Genomic DNA, 18449 nt, shown 5'->3' with positions numbered 1-18449 from the left:
GTCCCCCGCGCCGGAGCCGTACGCTCCGGTACGGGATCCCCCGTGCCCAGCGCCGCGCGCGGGACGGATCCACGGCCGTCCGATGACCGGCTGTGACCGAGATCAAAGCGGTCCGGCCGCTACCCGGAACGGAACGGGGTAGGGGCCCGGCGGCGGACACCGCCCACCGAAGACGGTCGGATCCGCGCGGGACGGAGCCGTGGGCGGCGGAGTCACGGGCACAGGGCCCCGCGAACCAGGCACCCCCACAAGCCCACAGCGACAGACGAACACAGACCACGGAGAACACGCGGTCCCGCACCGCCACCGCACACACGGTGGCGGTGGTTCGGGGCCACGGAACGAACGGCGGAGGGAACCCCATGAAGATCGGGATCGTCGGAGCGACCGGCCAGGTCGGCGGCGTGGTGCGGGAGATTCTGGCGGAACGGAAGTTCCCGGTCGGCGAACTGCGGCTGTTCGCCTCGGCCCGCTCCGCCGGGCGCACCCTGCCCTGGCAGGGCGGGGAGATCACCGTGGAGGACGCGGCGACGGCCGACTACACGGGGCTGGACATCGTCATCTTCTCGGCCGGTGGCGCGACCTCGCGGGCCCTCGCGGAGAAGGTCGCGGCCTCGGGGCCCGTGGTCATCGACAACTCCTCGGCCTGGCGGATGGACCCGGAGGTGCCGCTGGTCGTCTCCGAGGTGAACCCGGCGGCCGCGCTCGACCGCCCCCGGGGCATCATCGCCAACCCGAACTGCACCACCATGGCCGCCATGCCCGTGCTGCGCCCGCTGCACGCCGAGGCCGAACTGGTCAGCCTGGTCGTCGCCACCTACCAGGCGGTCTCCGGGAGTGGCCTGGCGGGCGTCGCCGAACTGGACGGCCAGACACGGCGGGCGGTGGCGGACGACGCGACCCGGCTCACCCACGACGGCGCCGCGATCGACTTCCCCGCGCCCGAGACCTACCGGCGTCCGATCGCCTTCAACGTGCTGCCGTTCGCCGGCGCGCTCGTCGAGGACGGGCTCGACGAGACGGACGAGGAGCAGAAGCTGCGCAACGAGAGCCGCAAGATCCTGGGCATCCCCGAGCTGAAGGTCGCCGGTACCTGCGTGCGGGTGCCCGTCTTCACCGGCCACTCCCTCCAGGTGCACGCCCGCTTCGCGCGCCCCCTCACCCCCGGGCGCGCCCGCGAGGTGCTGACCGGGGCGCCGGGCGTCGAACTCTCCGACATCCCCACCCCGCTCCAGGCGGCGGGGCGGGACGCCAGCTACGTCGGCCGGATCCGGAACGACGAGACGGTGGAGAACGGGCTCTCGCTCTTCCTCTCCAACGACAACCTCCGCAAGGGCGCGGCGCTCAACACCGTGCAGATCGCGGAGCTGGTCGCGGCGGAGCGCTGACCGGAACGCGCGCCCGGAGCCGGTCGCGCGTCCCCCACACGCCCCACACACCGCGCGAACCCCCGGACAGTGTCCGGGGGTTCGCTGTGTGCGAGGTCGCCGGCCGGTGACCGGCGAGGTCGGCTATGGGTCAGCCGATCTCGGCCCCGTACGCCTCAAGCGCCTCGGTGACCGGCTGGAAGAAGGTCTCCCCGCCAGCGGAGCAGCTGCCGCTGCCACCGGAGGTCATGCCCAGCGCCTGGTCCTCGGCGAAGAGCGCGCCGCCGCTGTCTCCGGGCTCAGCGCAGACATCGGTGTGGATCAGACCCTCGACGGTGCCCTCCGGGTACTCGACGGTGGCGTCCACCGCGAGCACCTGACCGTCGTGCACCTGGGTGGTGCTGCCACTGCGGGTCACCTGCTGACCCTCGGTGGCCTCACCGGCGCCCGCGATGGCCTGGGTGCCACCGTCGTAGAGGTTGACCTCACTCGGGTGCTCGGTGTCGGCCGTGTACATCGCGATGCCGTAGTCGTCGCCCGGGAAGCTGCCTTCCTTGGTGGCGGCGATCTCCGGGCCACCCTCTTCCTCGGCCCAGCTGCTGATCGCGTCGGTGCAGTGCCCGGCGGTCAGGAAGCCGGCCTCGCCACCGACCGTGACGTTGAAGCCGAGCGAACAGCGGCCACCGTCACCCCAGATGGCGTCGCCACCGGCGATCTTGGTGGTGTACTTGCCGTTGGTGCGCTGGAGTTCGGCCTTGCCGTCCTGCGCGGCGACCTGCTTCTTCAGCTCCGCCAGCTTGGCGCCCTTGACCGTCTTGTCCGCGGTGATGACGACCTTGTTGGTCTTCGCGTCGACGGCGCGCGAGGTGCCGACCACACGGTCCTTGCCGCCGAAGGCGTCCATGGTGGAGGTGAGCTCCGCCATGGAGTGCCGGACCTCCTTGGCCTCGGCGCCAGCGGACTCGACCTTCTCCTTGGCCGCGTCGCTGACGACGTTCACGACCAGCTTCTCGGCCTTCGCGTCGTAGTACGCGCCCGCGGTGCCCTTACCGGACAGCTTCTCGGCGAGCGAGGAAGCCGAGGTGGACGACAGGGTCTTCACCGACGGGCTCTCGTCCGTGGCGTTCGCGCTTGAGACGGTGAGCGTCCCGGCGGCGAGCGCGGCGACACCCGCACCCGCGAGAAGCATCCGGCGCTTGGATATACGTCGGTTGTGACTCAACTCAGAACCTCCAGTGGGGGGCTGGGGCCGCCCGTGGGGGAACGACCCCGGAGGACATGGGGACATGGACCGTTCGCCGGAGCAAGTCGCGTCCATGCCAACCCGTCCGCCGAGTATTGCGACGATGTTGAGACCCACACAAGGCTCAGATCACGACAGTGCCCCACGCGGGAACTTTCCGGGGCCGTGGACCGTACGCACCGATAGTCGTGCACGTCGCTCCAGAGGCCGAACACGGGGGGCGATCCCCCGGCCCCCCGGGGTGAGGACTACACCTGTCTGATTACTGATCCCCAACGGCCGGTTCTCCGCTACCGGTTATCCGAGGTGCCCCGTCGAACCGAACCCCGCGCCACGGACGCCCTGTTCGTCCCGGACGCCGCCCTCGCGTCCCCCCACCGCCGTCCATCGCCGTCATCCGGCGACCGGCGCGCCACCGGTCGGCACCTACCGGCCCACCGCCCGGTCCGTCCGTACGCCCACACCCCCACCCCGATCGAGGCACCGGCCTCCGGACCTTCACGCCCGGGCCACCCGGAACGCGGGAGCCGTCCCGGTCCCGAACCGGGAGCGGGACGGGCCCGGGCCGGATCAGGTCAGGGGTCGGGGCAGTGGATCGGGCCGGTCGGGTCAGTGGATCGGATCGGGCCGGGGATCGATCGGTTCCGGTCGATGGTTCGGACTGGTTCCGGTCGAGTCGGTTCAGCTCGGTCCGGTTCAGCTCAGCGCGTCGCTCACGGGCCGTCAGGCCGCCGCCGGGCGCGGGGCCGAGGGACGGTTTCCGGGAGGTCCCCGCCGCCCGGACCACCGGATCGGCGTCCGCGCCGTCGGGGTACCGCGCCGTGCCGCGCGGGCGGAGCCGGACGTTGGCCGGGACCACAGACCGGACCCGCTCACCCGGATGTCCCCATCGCCACCCGTCCGGCCGGAGCCCCCGCTTCCGGCGGACCGTCACCTCCCGTGAAGGGAACGGGCCCTGAGGGAACGCCATATTTCGGGCGGAGGTACCGTCGGGAATCACAGATCCGGTGCGTATCCGCTTGGCGCATTGTCCGCGTCATGCACGACGATAGAGACGCGGGCCCGCAGCCACGTCGCTGCCGGACGGAGTGGGATCCGCGCGAGGAGAGGAGGCGCCCATGGGATCGGTGCGCAAGGCGAGTGCCTGGTTGGGCCTCGTCGACGACAGCGAGATGCGCTACTACGACGACGACTACGCCGAGGGACCGGAACCCGGTGACGCCGCCCGCGACTCCTGGGTCACGGATCCGAAGGTGCGCGTCACCGCGGAGACGGCGCAGGACCAGGGCACCCGGATCGCGACGGTCACCCCCGAGGGCTTCGCCGACGCGCGCGGCATCGGCGAGCTGTTCCGGGACGGCGTCCCCGTGATCGTCAACCTCACCACCATGGACCCGGCGGACGCCAAACGCGTCGTGGACTTCGCCGCCGGGCTGACCTTCGGGCTGCGCGGCTCCATCGACCGCGTGGCCACCCGGGTCTTCCTGCTGACGCCGCCCGCCTACCAGATCGTCGCGGGAGAGGACCGCCGCGCCGCCGAGGGTGGCTTCTTCAACCAGAGCTAGACCGGGCGCGGCGGCCGTCCCGTCCCGCGCGGCGAGCCCGTCCCCGGGGGGCGCCCGACGCGGGAGCGGCCGGGCCCGCCGGCCGGGCTCGAGGCGAACCCCTCGCGGGTTCGCGGCCCTTCCGGGGTCGCGTGCCCGTCCGGGGTCGTGCGCTCCTCGCGTGCCAGCCCGCCCGCGAGCTGGCGGGCTGGCACGGCGGTGAACCCGGCGCGAGCGGGACGACGGCCCGTGCGACCGGCGCTAGGAGTGGGTGACCCGGCCCTGTAGCAGGGGACCCGGGCCCTGCCCCTGAGTGTCGGCCGCCCCTCGCTCGTCCGCCGGTCCGCCCCCCTGCCGGGGCGGGCCGTCCAGCTGCGCGGACTCCTCCTGCGCACCGCCGCCGGTGCCGCGCGGCAGCCGGAGCGCGGCCAGCGCGCCGAGCAGCAGCAGCGCCGCGCTGACCAGCAACGTCATATGGAGGCCGTGGACGAACGCCTGGCGTGCCGCCTCGCGCAGGGCCTCCCCCGCCGAGCCGCCCAGCTGGGCGGACACCTCGTGCGCGGCGCCCAGTGACTGGCTGGCGTCCGCCCGGGCCTCACCGGGCACTCCGCGCGCCTCCCGCACGCCGGGGGCGTAGGCCGCGTTCATCACGCTGCCCAGGAGCGCTATCCCGATGCCCGCGCCGAGCTGGTAGGCGGTCTCCCCGATCGCGGCGGCGCCTCCGGCCTGCCGCACGGGGGCCTCGTTCAGCATCGACTCGTAACAGCCGAAGAGCGTCGTCTCCAGTCCGAAGCCGAGCAGGACGAAGCCCAGAACGAGCACCCCGGGGCGGTCCTGCTCCCCCACGCCCATGAGCCAGAGCACCGCGACGGCCGTCAGCACGAAGCCCAGCGAGACCATCACGCGCGGCCCCAGCGCCCGCAGCAGCCGCGGCCCGGCCAGCCCGGCGGCGATCGCCGCGACCGAGAGCGGCAACAGCCGCAGCCCCGTCTCCAACGGCGAGAGCCCCAGCACGAGTTGCAGGTACTGCGCGGCGATCAGCGCGAGCCCGACCAGCGCGAGCACCGTGAGCACGATGCAGCCGACCGCCGTGCCGAAGGCGGGCCGGGCCAGCGCCGAGAAGTCGATCAGCGGGTGGGAGCGGGTGCGCTGCCTGCGGACGAACAGCACGAGCAGCGCCGCGCCGACCGCCAGCGGCACCACGGCGCCCGGAGTGAACAGCGCGCCGTCGCCCGCCTGCTTGACGCCGAGGATCACCCCGCAGAGCCCACCCGCCGCGAGCAGCGCGCCCAGCACGTCCCACGGCCCCTCGGCCCCTCCGACGGACTCCGGTACCAGCCAGCGCGCCAGCGGCAGACTCACCGCCATCAGCGGGATGTTGACCAGGAAGACCGAGCCCCACCAGAAGTGCTCCAGCAGCACCCCGCCCACCAGGGGCCCGACAGCGGCGCCCACGGCCGCGACGGCGCTCCACACCCCGATGGCCACCGCGCGCTCACGGCGGTCGGTGAAGACCTGGCGCAGTATCGAGAGCGTCGCGGGCATGATCATCGCGCCGCCGACGCCGAGCAGCGCGCGGGCGGCGATCAGCACCCCCGGGGAGGGAGCGTAGGCCGCGACCGCCGAGGCGATCGCGAACAGCGCGTACCCGAAGAGGAGGACCCGGCGGCGACCCACACGGTCACCGAGGGTGCCGAAGAGGATCAGCAGCGAGGCGCAGGCCAGCGGGTAGGAGTCCACGATCCACAGCAGCTGGATCGATCCGGGCCGCAGGTCCTCCGAGACGGCGGGCACCGCGACGTGCAGCACGGTGGCGTCGATCGCCACCAGCAGCAGGCTGGAACAGAGCACGACGAGGACGGCCCAGCGATTCATGGCGATCCGGCCGCGGTCCGCCCGTGGGACACCAGCTGCCTTCCGCGCTCCGGCCGCGCTCGTGCCGGACATGTACGCACCTCCTCTTACCTCGCTCCTCTCCGAACCGTGGGGAGTTCCGGGGCAGCGCGGCGCGGCCGGTCCGGTACGGGAAACGAGTGGCGTCAGCGTACGCCAGCGATCAGGGGCTCCGGATGTCGGCCGTCACCCTGTGGGGCGACGGAACCCGAAGATCCCAAAGGCACCGAAGAACCCGAAGACCCCTGGAGAGCCCGAAGACCCGTCCGTCCGGGCGGGCGCCGGAGGACGCCGGGAACCCCCGGGAGGGGGCGCCGGCACGCGAGTCGGCACCCCCTTGACACCCCCCTTGACACCCGCACGGGACGGAGAAACCGACTGATACCCCTGCGGAACACCACACACGGGATGGCGGCGAAGACACACAGCGAAACTCCCGCCGGGGAGCACACCGGGCGAGACGGTGCATGCCCGCACCCGCGCGGGGACCCCGCTCCCCGGTGCGGTGATAATCGCCCCGTGACCGACCTCGCCACCGCTTCCGCCCCACCGCCGGGCCCGGCCTCCCCCCGCCTCCGCACGGCCTTCCGGTCCGCGCTCCGCGCCGCGGCGCCCGCGCTGCTGGCCTACACCGCGGTGCGGATGCTGGGGCTGCTGACGCTGGCGATCTGGGCGGCGGTCGCGGAGCGCAGCCCGCACCAGCTGCTCTCCGCCCGCTGGGACTCCCTCTGGTACGCGCGGGTCGCGGACGGCGGATACGGCTACACCGTCCGCCTGCCGGACGGGTCGGTCCACTCCGACCTCGCCTTCTTCCCCCTGCTGCCCGGGCTGGAGTGGCTGCTCTCGGCCGTCTCCCCGCTGTCCTTCGCGGACGCCGGGCTCCTGGTCAGCTGGGTCTCCTCGCTGGCGGCGGCATGGGCGCTGTACCTGGTCGGTGAACGGCTGTACGGGGCGCGGGCCGGGGTGTGCCTCGCGGTGCTGTGGGCGGCGCTGCCGGTCGGCGTCGTGCAGTCGATGGCGTACAGCGAGTCGCTGTTCACCGCGCTCGCCGCCTGGGCGCTGTACGCGGTGCTCACCGAGCGCTGGATGACGGCGGGCTGCCTGGCGGCGCTGAGCGGCCTGACCCGGCCGGTGGGCGCGGCGGTGGTCGCCGCCGTGGTGATCGCCGCGCTGCTCTGGCTACGACGGGAACGGGTGGCGCCGCCGCCGCGCGTGGTGGCCGGGGTGCTGCTGGCTCCCCTCGGCTGGTTCGGCTACGTGGCCTGGGTGGGAGTGCGGACCGGCGAGGTCACCGGCTATCTCGACATACAGGACGGCTGGGGCAACGGGTTCGACGGCGGCTGGGCGTTCAGCCGGTTCATATGGGGCCACCTGACCGACTCGGTGATCGCCGGTCTCGGCCTCGTCGCGGGCGTGACGCTCGTCCTGTGGCTGCTCTACCTGGCCTTCCGGCAGCGGCAGCCGCCCCCGCTGCTCATGTACACGACGATCGTGGTGGCACTGGCGCTCTGCGCGAAGGGCTACTTCGGCTCGAAGCCCCGACTGCTGCTCCCCGCCTTCCCCCTGCTCCTGCCGCCCGCCGCCGGTCTGGCCGCGCTCCGCACCCGCACGGCGGCCGTCGTGCTGAGCGCCCTGGCCGTGGCCTCCGCGATCTACGGGGCGGCCTGGCTGCACGGCTCCGGCCCGCCGTGACCGGCGGGCGCCGGACGGGGCACCGCCACCCCGCCGGTATGGGGCCCGCCGCGACCACGCGCCCGCCCCGGCGCTGAAGCGCCCCGCCCTCGCCTGGCCCCGTCAACCGGTCACACATCGCCGTCGGGAAAACGGGAACGGAAATCGCCGTGACACCCGGGAAAGCTCCCCGCAAAGCATTGTGGTATTGGCCGCACGGCAGCGGCATTCTCCGGCCCGGAAAACGGGGAAGAGGGTCAGCACAAGGGCTCGAATCCGCTCTGTTTCCCGCTCATGACAGATCACATCGCCATCACGAAGACCGGAGCGTTGACAGAGCGGCACTTCACAGCCGGTAATCTCGATTGAGTGCGTACCGACCGAATCTTCTCCAGACTAGAGCAGGAGGCTCATAGGCCAACTGCTCCAACACCCCGGATGAGCCGCGTCCGCTGCGCGCTCTTCGGGGCGGTGGTGGGGCTGTACCTCGCCATCGTGCTGGCCGTGTTGGTGTCAACCTGGCTGGTCCACCTCGACTGGCAGGTCATGTTCTTCCGCCCGTACAAGCAGTGGCCGGAACTCCACGCCTTCCTCGACTACTTCGTGGTCCTCGGGCAGCGTGGCCCGACGGCGGTGCTGGTGTGCGCCTGGCTCGGCTGGCGCTCCTGGCGGCAGCGCACCCTCCGGCCGTTGCTGGTCCTGGGCAGCGCGCTGCTCCTGCTCAACGTCTCGGTCGGCGCGGTCAAGATCGGTCTGGGGCGGCTCGGGCCGCACTACGCGACCACCATCGGCTCGACCGAGCTGTGGTCCGGCGGCGATATATTCCCGTCCGGGCACACCGCCAACGCCGTGGTGACCTGGGGCATCCTCGCCTATCTGGCCACCACGCCGATCGCCCGCCGGGTGCTCTCCATCGTCGCGGCGGTGTTCGCGCTGGGAGTGGGGGCGACGACCGCCTACCTCGGTACGCACTGGGTGAGCGACGTGCTCCTCGGCTGGGCCGCCGGACTGCTCATCCTGCTGGGGCTGCCATGGTGCGAGCCCGCGATCGCCCGGGCGGAGGTCGCGATCTTCGCGTTGCGGGAGCGGGTGCGCGCCTCGGTCGGGCGCTCCCGGGCCCGGGTCCCCGTCAACCATCCGCCCGTCCTCGCCGCCCGCGAGCGTCCCGGTGAGGGGCTGGCGCACAGCGAGGCGGGCGACCCCGGTGTCGCCGTCTCCCACCCGCTGACCTCGGCGGGAGCCTGCTCCGCGAGCGGCTCCCGGGCGCACAACGGGCACCCCGGCCCCCGGCAGCACTCGCTGCGCGCGGGGCGGGCGCCGGTCGGTCCACGCCTGGACTGACCGGCGCCCGCCCCGCGGCCGGTACGAGGGGCAGCCACGAGGGATACGGGGGCTGGGGAATCGCGGTTGGCGGGGGAATGGGTCGGCGTTCAGCCGCGCCCGCCGCGGGTCCACGGGGTCGGTACGCACACCTCTCCGTGGTCCGTGGAACGCCGCGCGTACGCGGGGCGGGTCCGGCGCGTCAGCCCTTCCAGCAGCGCACGACCGTGTCGTCGGTGACGGCCAGGTTCAGCCGGCCGACCAGGAACTCCATGGTGACGATCGCGTCCGGCGCGAGTCTGCGGACCGTGCTCCAGCCCTGCTCGTAGGCGCGGCGCTCGGCGGCGTCGGCGGACAGGCCGACGTAGCTCTCCGGCTCGTCTCCGGCGGTGTCGGGGGCTTCGGGTTCCGGTGCCATGGCCGCCACGGTACGGTCTGGACGCGGACAGCCGGTAGTCGGGGTCCCACCGCGACGCCGTCCCCGGTTCGTCACACTTCTGTCACGGCCATCGTCACGCTTCGGCAGCAGTTCTTTGGCCATTGCCTCACGTTCCGGTCGATCCGCCCCGGGGGTCCGAAGCGCCCGTATTCCACCACGGGGGGTCGTCGTCCGGCCCTCCGTCGCGAATTCCGGGGGCGGGCGGGAATTCCCCGTCGCCGCGCCGGTCGCGAAATCCGGGAAGCCCGCGGAAATGGCGCGCCGGGGTACGCGGGAACCGGGCGGTTCCGCCGGCGTGGGCGTCCACCGGCTGACGGACGGGCGGAACGGGCACCCCCTCACCACCGCACCGCAGCCCCAGGCCCGGGTCGGCCCGGCCCCCTCCGATCGCGGCCGGGAGTCCGGGAACGGGGGGACCGTGCACGGGAGTTGGGGGCTGGGAGCGGGAGGGCGGATTCCCGGGGGCGGGGAGCCGCTCGTCCGTTCCGGCGGGGCGCCGTGCCTCGTCTCTCGGGTCAGATCCCGGACGCCGTGTCCGTCACCCGGACCGCCAGGTCGTTGTCCCGTGTGTAGTACGGAGTGGCGGTGGTGGGGGAACCCGCGGCCAACGGCTCGGCGGGGTAGCGGACGACCAGCTGCTTGTCCGGCACGTCGTCCAGGATGCGGGCGAGTCGCACGGGGTCGACCCCGCCGCCGGGTCTGAGCCACAGGTCCCATACCGGGTGACCGGCCAGCCGGGCGAAGCGGAGCCGCGTCGTGAACGCCGTCTCCCCACCCTCCGCCGGGTCGGTCCACACCGGTTCGCGCACCGGCGGGCCGCCCCCGTCCCGCGGCTCCGCCACCAGCTCCGCGGCCGGGGTGAGCCGAGCGCCGTACAGCCGCCCGCCGAACGTCATCCCGAACTCCGCGAGCCGCGGGTCCCCGACCTCCGCGTGCGGCCAGCGCAGCCAGGACCGGAGGCTGAGGTTGCCGCGTGCCGTGGCGTACGGGATGCGGACGCCCAGCCAGGTGCGGTTCTCCCGGGGCGTCCGGTCGACCAGCGAGCGCAGGTCGTTGACGCCGGGCAGCAGCCGCTCCGGCTCGCCGCCGGGGAGCGCGAGGTAGGTCTTCCAGCGCCCCTCGGCCAGCGGCACGGTACTGGGCAGCGCGGCGCGGAGCGGATCCCCGGGCGCGCCGGTCGAGGTGAGTGGCAGCCGTACGGTGTCGGCCGGATCGGTGCCGCCCCGGCGGCACAGCAGGAGCGCGGCGTCCCACGGGCCGAGCGGGGACTGCCGCCAGGTGGGCAGCCGCACGTCGAAGGTGAGGCCGCCCGCCCGGTCGGCGGTGCAGTCGGCACGTGGTTCGGGGACCTCCACACGTGGGGCGGGCGCCCGCCCGTCCGACGGTTCGGGGCGCGGGACCGCGCCGGGGAACCCGCGGGACCCCTGGGACTCCGGGCGTCTGGGGAGGGACGTGCCCGGTCCACTCGTCGTCGGATCGCTCATGCCGTACGGCTCCTCTGCGGTGCGTGCCCCGTGTCCCTGACCGTGTCCCCCACCGCGTACCGCCCGCCGTGCGGCACCGTCCGAGCGCGGTACGGGCGGCGGCCGCCGCGTGCGCCGAACTCCATCAGCAGGGTCTCGTACCGTCCGGCCGCCCGAAAAGGGGCGAACGGGACGCTGTTGGCGGCCACTTCCCGGCGCGGCCGTCTCCCCGCGTCCTCCCCGCGCACGGCGGACGGCGCGTCCCGTCCGCCGTGGGGAGGGCCGCCGGGCGGGAACGCCCAGGCCGCGCGGGCGCGCGCGGGCCGTCGCCCCGCCCGCGCGCCCGCGCGGCCGACGGCGCGCTGGACGGCGGATCCGACGGCCGGGCACGGCGTGAACGAGTTGCGCATCTTTCCCGGGTTCCTCGCCTCCCACGGACGGCCGGGCCAGCCGGCGGGCCGGTCCGTCTGACACCCGTACAGATGCGTACCGCGTTGTCAGGGTTGAGTGGTTTCACCGTCCTGTTCCTGAAGAGTTCCGACATCGTGAGTCACCGGACGGAACCGTTCGGGGACGCTTTCCATCCCCCCGTTGCGGGGAACGGAGGTGCGTATCCGGACCGTGCGTGCCCGGATGGCACGCTCCCCCGGCGCTGGGCGCCGGGGCTCACCAGCGCCGTGCGCCGGGGCGGGGCCCGCTCATCGCGCGGGCCCGGCCCGGCCAGCGGCACAGCGGACGGTCAGCGGACCACGGGCGGCACCCGGCGGACGGCGGCTGGGGACGCGCCCTCGCCCTCCGCCACCTCGCTCCCCTCCGCGCCGGGCGTACCCGGCACGGTGAGTTCGGTGCCCACCTCCAGCCCCTCCGGAGTGCCCCCGGCCGCCTCGGCGTTGGCCTGATACAGCCGCTGCCAGCCCCCGGGCACCGCGTAGCGCGCGGCGATCGAGCTGAAGGTCTCGCCGGGGGTGACCACGTGGGTGCGGGTGGGGGCGGACCCCTCGTCCGGTTCCGGGGCGCGCAGCCCGACCTTCACCGAACAGACCGGCCAGGCCTTCCAGCCCTGGACGGCCAGCACCCGCTCGGCCACCGTGATCTGCTGCTCGCGGGTGGCCAGGTCGGCGCGGGCCGCGTACCGCGTTCCGCCGAACTCCTCCCAGGTGGGCTGCCAGAACTGGAGGCCGCCGTAGTAGTCGTTGCCGGTGTTGATGTCCCAGCGGCCGCTGCTCTCGCACAGGGCGAGGCAGTCCCAGGGGCCGTCCGCGCCCTCCGCGCACCCGGCGGGGGTGTGGCGCTCCGGTGGTCCTCCCGCCCCCGGCGAAACCGTCGTGCCGGGCGCCGCCTGCGCCGGTGCGCCCGCGAGCAGCACCGCGGCGAGGCCGGTGGCCACCGCGGCCAGGCGTGCCCCGGCCGGCCGCCTGGCGTCACCCGCCGGACGGGGCGAACCCCCGATGCGGGCGACACGGGGCCCGCCGGAACCGGGGAGGCCACGGGAGTCCCGGGAGCCCACGAACCCCGGAGAGCCCGGGGAGTTCAGGGAGTTCGGAGAGGCCGGGGGATTCGGCGGGAGGGGACGGGTCGTGAGACGGGTCCGGACAGCGGCCCGGAATCGGACTCTGAGCATACGAACACACATCTGCGCCATCCGGACAAGCAAGCACAGGAGCGGAGACGATCCGGTCCACCGCGCCACCGGCCCCGGGCAGCCCACCCACACAGCGGAGCGGGAAGCGGCGGCGCGCCCGTGCCTCGGCCCGTGGGTGGGGCCCCGCCTCCCGCGCCTCTCCGGCCGGTCCGAACGAACGCCGAACGAACGGCCACCGGACGGGGACCCGGCCCGGAACGCGTGACCAGCGCGCCGAATCGTCCGTTGTCCACACGAACAGCAACCCGAGAGCCAGGAGCCCCCGTGTCCCCCATGCTCGATGTCAGCGACGCCGTACGCGCAGAGATCGGCGATGAAGAAGCCAACCGGCTGCTCGCCGGGGAGTACGCCCCGGGCAGCTACGACTGCACCTCGTGCCGCACCCCTGGCGACCCCGGCTCCGAGCGGACGAGCACCGTCCTGTTCGTCGGGGAGGAGTCGGCGGTCCTCGCCTTCGCCCACGCCAGCTGTGTGCCCTCACAGGTGGTGCCGGTCTCCGAGGAACAGCTCCAGGGCGCGGTCCGCACCATCGAGGGCCAGCCGTCCGTGGAGGACGACGTACCGGACGGGCCGGCCGACGCGGCGCCGGACGTGGAGCCGGTCGCCCCGGAGGCACCGGCCGACGGCCAGGAGGGATCCCGGCAGGCGGTGCTCGGCGTCACCTGCGGGCAGGTACTCATGGACAACGCGCTGGCCGCCGCGTTGGTCGTCGAGCCGACCGGGCCGATCGCCCGCCCCGGCTCGGACGGCCCGGGGGACGACTTCCTGCCGATCCTGATCGAACAGGGCTTCCTGCCGGTGACGGACGTGGCGCAGGCGCCCGCCACCAACCCCGGCTGGTCGGTGCTGGTCGCCACCGGTCAGCTGCACGCGATCCTCCAGCCGCCCGCGCCCGGCACCGCGCAGCCGATCACCTGGTGGCAGGCCCATCAGCCGCTGGCTGTGACGGACGGCTGGCGGGCGGCGGTGAACAAGACCAACACGGTGCTGGTCTACGCGGCACCGGCGGGCTCCATCGGCCAGCAGCCCCGCGAGGACCTGCTCCGCGAGGCGCTGGAGAAGGCGGCGGCGGCCGGGGTGCTGGTGGCCGCGGCGATGCCGCTGTCCGGCACCTGAGGCCCACGGTCCGCCGGAGCGTCACCGGCCCGGGGGCGCCGCCCCGCACCCCCGGGCCGGTGGCCCGCACGGGCCACCGACCGAGCCTCCGCGATCAGGTCATTCGCCGCCCGGCCCCGCATCCGCCGGGCGGCGTTTTCGTTGGCACTGACGTGCAACCCTACGAATCCCCCCGATCCCGCGGCCACTTCGGCCAGACCCAGATCCCCGGTATGCGACCGGCCAGGGCCACCGGCTACGAACCGGCGCCCTCGGCGACGCCGATCTACGACGCCCTGTACGCGGAGTACGGCAGGCTCTTCCGCGCGCTGCCGGGCGACCGCACCGGAGAGGAGCGGCTGGCGTTCGAAGGATTCGGTATCGCGAGCGGCACCGGCGGCGGTGCCCCGATCTGGGTCGAGGACGAGCCGGGCGGCGCGGACGAGCGCCCTGCTCTGCCCCCGGGCCCGGGCGACAGCCAGCGCTACGGCCGCTGATCCCCCGGCGCCCCGGCCACCCCGGCCGGGGCGCTCACTTCTTCCGGCCGCGCTTCTCCCGCACCCGCACGGAGATCTGGATCGGGGTGCCCTCGAAGCCGAACTGCTCGCGCAGCCGCCGTTCGATGAACCGACGGTAGCCCGCCTCCAGGAAGCCGGAGGCGAACAGCACGAACCGCGGCGGCTTGGACCCGGCCTGTGTGCCGAAGAGCACCCGCGGCTGCTTGCCGCCGCGCACCGGGTGCGGGTGGGAGGCGGCGATCTCACCGAGGAAGGCGTTGAGCTTGCCGGTCGGCACCCGCGTCTCCCAGCCCGCCAGGGCCGTCTCGATGGCGGGGACCAGCTTCTCCAGATGGCGGCCGGTCCGCGCCGAGACGTTCACGCGGGGCGCCCACCGCACCTGGGCCAGCTCCCGCTCGATCTCCCGCTCCAGGTAGTAGCGGCGCTCCTCGTCCAGCGTGTCCCACTTGTTGTAGGCGAGGACGAGCGCCCGTCCGGCCTCCACGGCGCTGGAGATGATCCGCTGGTCCTGCACGCTGATCGACTCGCTGACGTCCAGCAGCACCACGGCCACCTCCGCCTTCTCCAGGGCGGCCGCGGTGCGCAGCGAGGCGTAGTAGTCGGCGCCCTCCTGGAGGTGGACCCGGCGCCTGATCCCGGCCGTGTCAACGAACATCCAGCTCTTGCCGCCGAGTTCGACCAGCTCGTCGACCGGGTCGCGGGTGGTCCCGGCGAGTTCGTCGACCACGACGCGCTCCTCGCCCGCGACCTTGTTGAGCATCGAGGACTTGCCGACGTTCGGTCGGCCCACCAGCGCGATCCGGCGCGGGCCGCCCAGGGGGGAGCCGAAGGTCTGGGGCGGGGCCTCGGGCAGCACCCGCAGCACCTCGTCCAGCATGTCGCCGGTGCCCCGGCCGTGCAGCGCGGAGACCGGGTGCGGCTCGCCGAGCCCGAGCGACCAGAGGTAGGTGGCGTCGGCCTCGCCGGAGGGCCCGTCGACCTTGTTGGCGCAGAGCACCACCGGCTTGCCCGCCCGGCGCAGCAGCTTGACGACGGCCTCGTCGGTGTCGGTCGCGCCGACGGCCGCGTCCACCACGAAGACCACCGCGTCGGCGGCCTCGACGGCGAACTCGGCCTGCGCCGCGACGGAGGCGTCGATGCCGAGTACGTCCTGTTCCCAGCCGCCGGTGTCCACGACCTTGAAGCGGCGTCCGGCCCACTCCGCCTCGTAGGTCACGCGGTCCCGGGTGACGCCCGGCCGGTCCTCGACCACCGCCTCCCGGCGTCCGATGATCCGGTTCACCAGTGTCGACTTGCCGACGTTCGGGCGGCCGATGACGGCGAGGACCGGAAGCGGACCGTGTCCGGCCTCGTCCAGTGCCTCCCCGACCTCGTCGGGGTCGAAGCCCTCCTCGGTCGCCAGCCGCATGAACTCGGCGAGTTCGGTCTCGCCCAGCTCACCGTGCTCCTGCTCACCACCGGAGTGGCCCTGCTCGTTCATGGCGTCGTGTCCTCGCCGTCGTTCGTGCGTGGTTCCTGCGTGGTTCCTGCGTCCGTCGTGGGGTGCGCCGCGCGCCGAGGCACCACCTCCCGCCAGTGTGCGGAGTCAGCGGCCCGTCGTCCGCCGGGCCCGCGCCAGGTGCCCGGTCAGGCGCCGCTGCACGCGGGTCGTCGCCTCGTCCAGCGCGGAGCGGGTACGGCGGCCGCCGCCGTCCCCCGCGAGGAACGGATCACCGTAGACGATGTCGATCCGGGCCCGCAGCGGAGGCAGCGCCCGCACCGCCCGCCCGGCCCGGTCCGCGCTGCCGAGCACCGCGACCGGCACCACCGGGGCGCCCGTGCGCAGCGCGAAGTAGGCGAGGCCGGACCGAAGCGCGGCGAAGTCCCCCTCACCCCGGGTGCCTTCGGGGAAGATGCCGAGCACCCCGCCGCGCTCCAGCACCTGGAGACAGCCGGTGACGGCGGCGCGGTCCGCGCTGCCCCGGTCGATCCCGAGCTGGCCGATACCGCGCAGGAAGGAGCCGAGCGGGCCGACGAACGCCTCCTTCTTGATCAGGAAGTGCACGGGGCGGGGCGCGGTGCTCAGCAGGAGCGGGCCGTCGAGCAGGTGGGCGTGGTTGACGGCGAGTATCGCCGGCCCGGCCGAGGGCACCCGCCAGGCGCCCAGCACCCGGGGCTTCCACAGCCCGCGCATCAGGCCGCTCCCCAGCCTGCGCGCCGCCTCGGCACCGCGCGCTCCGGGCACGGGAGCGGTCACCTGACCGCCGCGCCCTGCCCGGCACGCCGGGCCGCGGCCTGCTCGACCAGGGTGACGACGCACTCGACGACCTGCTCCAGGGTGAGCTCGGTGGTGTCGATCTCCACCGCGTCGTCGGCGCGCTTGAGCGGGGAGGCCTTCCGGGTGGAGTCGGCCCTGTCCCGGCGGGCCAGCGCCTCCTGGGTGGCGGCCAGCCCGGCCGCGTTCGCGCCCGACAGCTCCCCGCTGCGCCGGGCCGCCCGGGCCTCGGGCGAGGCGGTGAGGAACACCTTGAGGTCGGCGTCGGGGAGCACGGCGCTGCCGATGTCCCGGCCCTCCACCACGATCCCCACGCCCTCCGCCGCGGCCTCCGCGGCGATGGACCGCTGAAGCTCGGTGATCCGGGTGCGGACCTGCGGTACGGCGCTGACCGCGCTGACCGCGGCCGTCACCTCCTGGGTGCGGATCGGGCCGGAGGCGTCCGCGCCGTCCGCCGAGATCGCCGGGGCCTTCGGGTCGGTGCCGGAGACGATCGCGGGCCGCCCGGCGGCCTCCGCGATCCGCTCGGGGGCGCTGACGTCGACGTCGTTGCTCAGCATCCACCAGGTCAGGGCGCGGTACTGGGCGCCGGTGTCCAGGTAGCGCAGCGCCAGCCGCGCGGCGACGGCCTTCGAGGTGCTGGACTTGCCCGTGCCCGAGGGGCCGTCGATGGCGACGACCACCGGAGCCGGGACGGCCGGGGAGTCGGGGGTCGCCTCCGGGGAGTTAGCAGACACGCTTCGAGCACCTTTCTCGACATCTCGGGGGCGCGGGCGGCGGTGCGGGGCGTACGGCCCGGGACAAGGCTACCGGCTGCCGGAGGCGCTCACTGCTGCCGGATGGCCCAGCCCCGCTCGCGGAGCGCGTGCTGGAGAGGGCGGACCGCGCCCGGCTCCACCATGAGCTGCACATGACCGGCCTGCTGGCCGGTGGCGTGCTCGATCCGCACGTCCTCGACGTTGACCCCGGCGGCGCCCGCGTCCGCGAAGATCCGGGCCAGCTCGCCGGGGCGGTCGCTGATCAGGACGGCGACGGTCTCGTAGACGGTGGGGGCCTGGCCGTGCTTGCCCGGGACCCGCGCCCGGCCCACGTTGCCCCTGCGCAGCATCCGGGCCACCTCCCCGGCGCCCTCCCGCCGCCGGTCCTCGTCGGAGGACTCCAGGGAGCGCAGCGCGCGCACCGTCTCCGCCAGGTCGGAGGTGACGGACGCGAGGACGTCGGCGACCGGCCCGGGGTTGGCGGAGAGGATGTCCACCCACATCGCCGGATCGGAGGCGGCGATCCTGGTGACGTCCCGAATGCCCTGGCCGCAGAGGCGCACGGCCGTCTCGTCCGCCTCCTCCAGCCGGGCGGCGACCAGGCTCGACACCAGCTGGGGGGTGTGCGAGACGAGCGCCACGGCCTGGTCGTGCGCCTCCGCCTCCATCACCACCGGCACGGCGGCGCAGAGCGCCACCAGCTCCAGGGCGAGGTTGAGGACCTCGGTCTCGGTCTCCGCGGTGGGGGTCAGCACCCACGGCCGTCCCTCGAAGAGGTCGACGCCGGCGGCCAGCGGCCCGCTCTGTTCCCGGCCCGCCATCGGATGGGTGCCCAGGTAGCTGCCCGGGTCGCCGCCCAGCGCGGCCAACTGCCGCCCGGGGCCGCCCTTCACGCTGCCCACGTCCAGGTAGGCGCGGGCCTCCCCGGCCCGCTGGGACTCGGCGACGGTCCCCGCGATGTGCGCGGGCGGCACGGCGACCAGCGCGAGATCGACCCGCTCGGCGGGGGCGTCCTGGGTGCCGGCCCCGAGGGCGGCGGCGGTGCGCACCCGCTCGGTGTCGTGGTCGCGCAGATGGACGCGGACGCCGCGGGCGGTCAGCGCGAGCGCGACCGAGGTGCCGATGAGGCCGGTGCCGATGACGAGAGCGGTGCGCATTGCCTGACGTTGTCCTTGGGGTGCTCGGTGTCCGCGGGTGCCCTCGGCTCCCCGGGACCTGGTGTCCTGGCGTCCCCGCGGCCCG

The 18449-nt window shown here is 74.3% G+C and carries 15 protein-coding genes; 6 read left to right on the top strand and 9 right to left on the bottom strand.

Going from position 1 to position 18449, the window contains the following annotated elements; genetic code table 11:
• Positions 1-362 precede the first annotated feature (362 nt).
• Positions 363-1388, top strand: a complete 1026-nt coding sequence (locus E0L36_RS06530; RefSeq protein ID WP_180927859.1) for an aspartate-semialdehyde dehydrogenase — start codon at positions 363-365, stop codon at positions 1386-1388.
• A 130-nt stretch (positions 1389-1518) separates the two neighbouring features.
• On the opposite strand, the gene E0L36_RS06525 is transcribed toward E0L36_RS06530, so the two are convergent.
• Positions 1519-2556: a S1 family peptidase gene (locus E0L36_RS06525; protein ID WP_258015921.1), complete on the bottom strand. Its 1038-nt coding sequence runs from the start codon at positions 2554-2556 to the stop codon at positions 1519-1521.
• Between the two features lie 1172 nt (positions 2557-3728).
• Between E0L36_RS06525 and E0L36_RS06520 the strand changes: the two genes are divergently transcribed.
• On the top strand, positions 3729-4175 hold the full coding sequence (locus E0L36_RS06520; RefSeq protein ID WP_180927857.1) for a cell division protein SepF: 447 nt from the start codon (positions 3729-3731) through the stop codon (positions 4173-4175).
• 240 nt (positions 4176-4415) lie between these two features.
• Here E0L36_RS06520 and E0L36_RS06515 read toward each other — a convergent pair whose 3' ends face one another.
• Positions 4416-6101 carry an MFS transporter gene (locus E0L36_RS06515; protein ID WP_180927856.1) on the bottom strand — a complete coding sequence of 562 codons (1686 nt, stop codon included), beginning with the start codon at positions 6099-6101 and terminating at the stop codon, positions 4416-4418.
• 465 nt (positions 6102-6566) lie between these two features.
• Here E0L36_RS06515 and E0L36_RS06510 point away from each other — a divergent pair, with 465 nt between their 5' ends.
• Complete coding sequence (locus E0L36_RS06510; RefSeq protein WP_308416652.1) at positions 6567-7739, top strand: glycosyltransferase family 39 protein; 1173 nt, start codon at positions 6567-6569, stop codon at positions 7737-7739.
• 417 nt (positions 7740-8156) lie between these two features.
• On the top strand, positions 8157-9059 hold the full coding sequence (locus E0L36_RS06505; protein ID WP_219636114.1) for a phosphatase PAP2 family protein: 903 nt from the start codon (positions 8157-8159) through the stop codon (positions 9057-9059).
• Positions 9060-9240: 181 nt separating this feature from the next.
• Here the strand turns inward: E0L36_RS06505 and E0L36_RS06500 are convergent, their stop codons facing one another.
• From E0L36_RS06500 to E0L36_RS06490, 3 genes are all read right to left on the bottom strand, one after another.
• Entirely contained in the window at positions 9241-9456 is a 216-nt protein-coding gene (locus E0L36_RS06500; protein ID WP_180927853.1) for a proteinase inhibitor I78, read from the bottom strand.
• Positions 9457-9992: 536 nt separating this feature from the next.
• Positions 9993-10961 (bottom strand): hypothetical protein, encoded by a 969-nt coding sequence (locus E0L36_RS06495; protein WP_219636113.1) that lies wholly within the window; start codon positions 10959-10961, stop codon positions 9993-9995.
• Between the two features lie 718 nt (positions 10962-11679).
• Entirely contained in the window at positions 11680-12327 is a 648-nt protein-coding gene (locus tag E0L36_RS06490) for a transglycosylase family protein (protein WP_308416651.1), read from the bottom strand.
• A 528-nt stretch (positions 12328-12855) separates the two neighbouring features.
• Between E0L36_RS06490 and E0L36_RS06485 the strand changes: the two genes are divergently transcribed.
• Positions 12856-13698 (top strand): hypothetical protein, encoded by an 843-nt coding sequence (locus E0L36_RS06485; protein ID WP_180928646.1) that lies wholly within the window; start codon positions 12856-12858, stop codon positions 13696-13698.
• A gap of 212 nt (positions 13699-13910) precedes the next feature.
• The gene (locus tag E0L36_RS06480) at positions 13911-14174 is read left to right on the top strand and encodes a hypothetical protein (protein WP_180928720.1); all 264 of its coding nucleotides are present in this window, start codon (positions 13911-13913) and stop codon (positions 14172-14174) included.
• A 34-nt stretch (positions 14175-14208) separates the two neighbouring features.
• On the opposite strand, the gene der is transcribed toward E0L36_RS06480, so the two are convergent.
• From der to E0L36_RS06460, 4 genes are all read right to left on the bottom strand, one after another.
• Complete coding sequence (der, locus tag E0L36_RS06475; RefSeq protein WP_180927851.1) at positions 14209-15675, bottom strand: ribosome biogenesis GTPase Der; 1467 nt, start codon at positions 15673-15675, stop codon at positions 14209-14211.
• A 105-nt stretch (positions 15676-15780) separates the two neighbouring features.
• A complete protein-coding gene (locus E0L36_RS06470) occupies positions 15781-16494 on the bottom strand; it encodes a lysophospholipid acyltransferase family protein (protein ID WP_374705492.1) in 714 nt (237 codons plus the stop codon).
• Positions 16428-17186: a (d)CMP kinase gene (cmk, locus tag E0L36_RS06465; RefSeq protein ID WP_308416650.1), complete on the bottom strand. Its 759-nt coding sequence runs from the start codon at positions 17184-17186 to the stop codon at positions 16428-16430. The genes E0L36_RS06470 and cmk overlap by 67 nt, the downstream gene beginning before the upstream one ends.
• Before the next feature lie 89 nt (positions 17187-17275).
• Positions 17276-18364: a prephenate dehydrogenase gene (locus E0L36_RS06460; RefSeq protein ID WP_180927850.1), complete on the bottom strand. Its 1089-nt coding sequence runs from the start codon at positions 18362-18364 to the stop codon at positions 17276-17278.
• Positions 18365-18449 lie beyond the last annotated feature (85 nt).

The organism is Streptomyces sp. AJS327 (genome assembly GCF_013450295.1).
Classification (GTDB): Bacteria; Actinomycetota; Actinomycetes; order Streptomycetales; family Streptomycetaceae; genus Streptomyces.
This window is presented reverse-complemented; position numbering and strand designations above follow the sequence as displayed.

Excerpts from the sequence above, each read along its gene's own strand:
- E0L36_RS06530 (WP_180927859.1), top strand. The coding sequence starts at position 363 with ATGAAGATCGGGATCGTCGGAGCGACCGGCCAGGTCGGCGGCGTGGTG.
- E0L36_RS06525 (WP_258015921.1), bottom strand. The coding sequence starts at position 2,556 with ATGCTTCTCGCGGGTGCGGGTGTCGCCGCGCTCGCCGCCGGGACGCTC.
- E0L36_RS06520 (WP_180927857.1), top strand. The coding sequence starts at position 3,729 with ATGGGATCGGTGCGCAAGGCGAGTGCCTGGTTGGGCCTCGTCGACGAC.
- E0L36_RS06515 (WP_180927856.1), bottom strand. The coding sequence starts at position 6,101 with ATGTCCGGCACGAGCGCGGCCGGAGCGCGGAAGGCAGCTGGTGTCCCA.
- E0L36_RS06505 (WP_219636114.1), top strand. The coding sequence starts at position 8,157 with ATGAGCCGCGTCCGCTGCGCGCTCTTCGGGGCGGTGGTGGGGCTGTAC.
- E0L36_RS06500 (WP_180927853.1), bottom strand. The coding sequence starts at position 9,456 with ATGGCACCGGAACCCGAAGCCCCCGACACCGCCGGAGACGAGCCGGAG.
- E0L36_RS06495 (WP_219636113.1), bottom strand. The coding sequence starts at position 10,961 with ATGAGCGATCCGACGACGAGTGGACCGGGCACGTCCCTCCCCAGACGC.
- E0L36_RS06485 (WP_180928646.1), top strand. The coding sequence starts at position 12,856 with ATGCTCGATGTCAGCGACGCCGTACGCGCAGAGATCGGCGATGAAGAA.
- E0L36_RS06480 (WP_180928720.1), top strand. The coding sequence starts at position 13,911 with ATGCGACCGGCCAGGGCCACCGGCTACGAACCGGCGCCCTCGGCGACG.
- der (WP_180927851.1), bottom strand. The coding sequence starts at position 15,675 with ATGAACGAGCAGGGCCACTCCGGTGGTGAGCAGGAGCACGGTGAGCTG.
- E0L36_RS06460 (WP_180927850.1), bottom strand. The coding sequence starts at position 18,364 with ATGCGCACCGCTCTCGTCATCGGCACCGGCCTCATCGGCACCTCGGTC.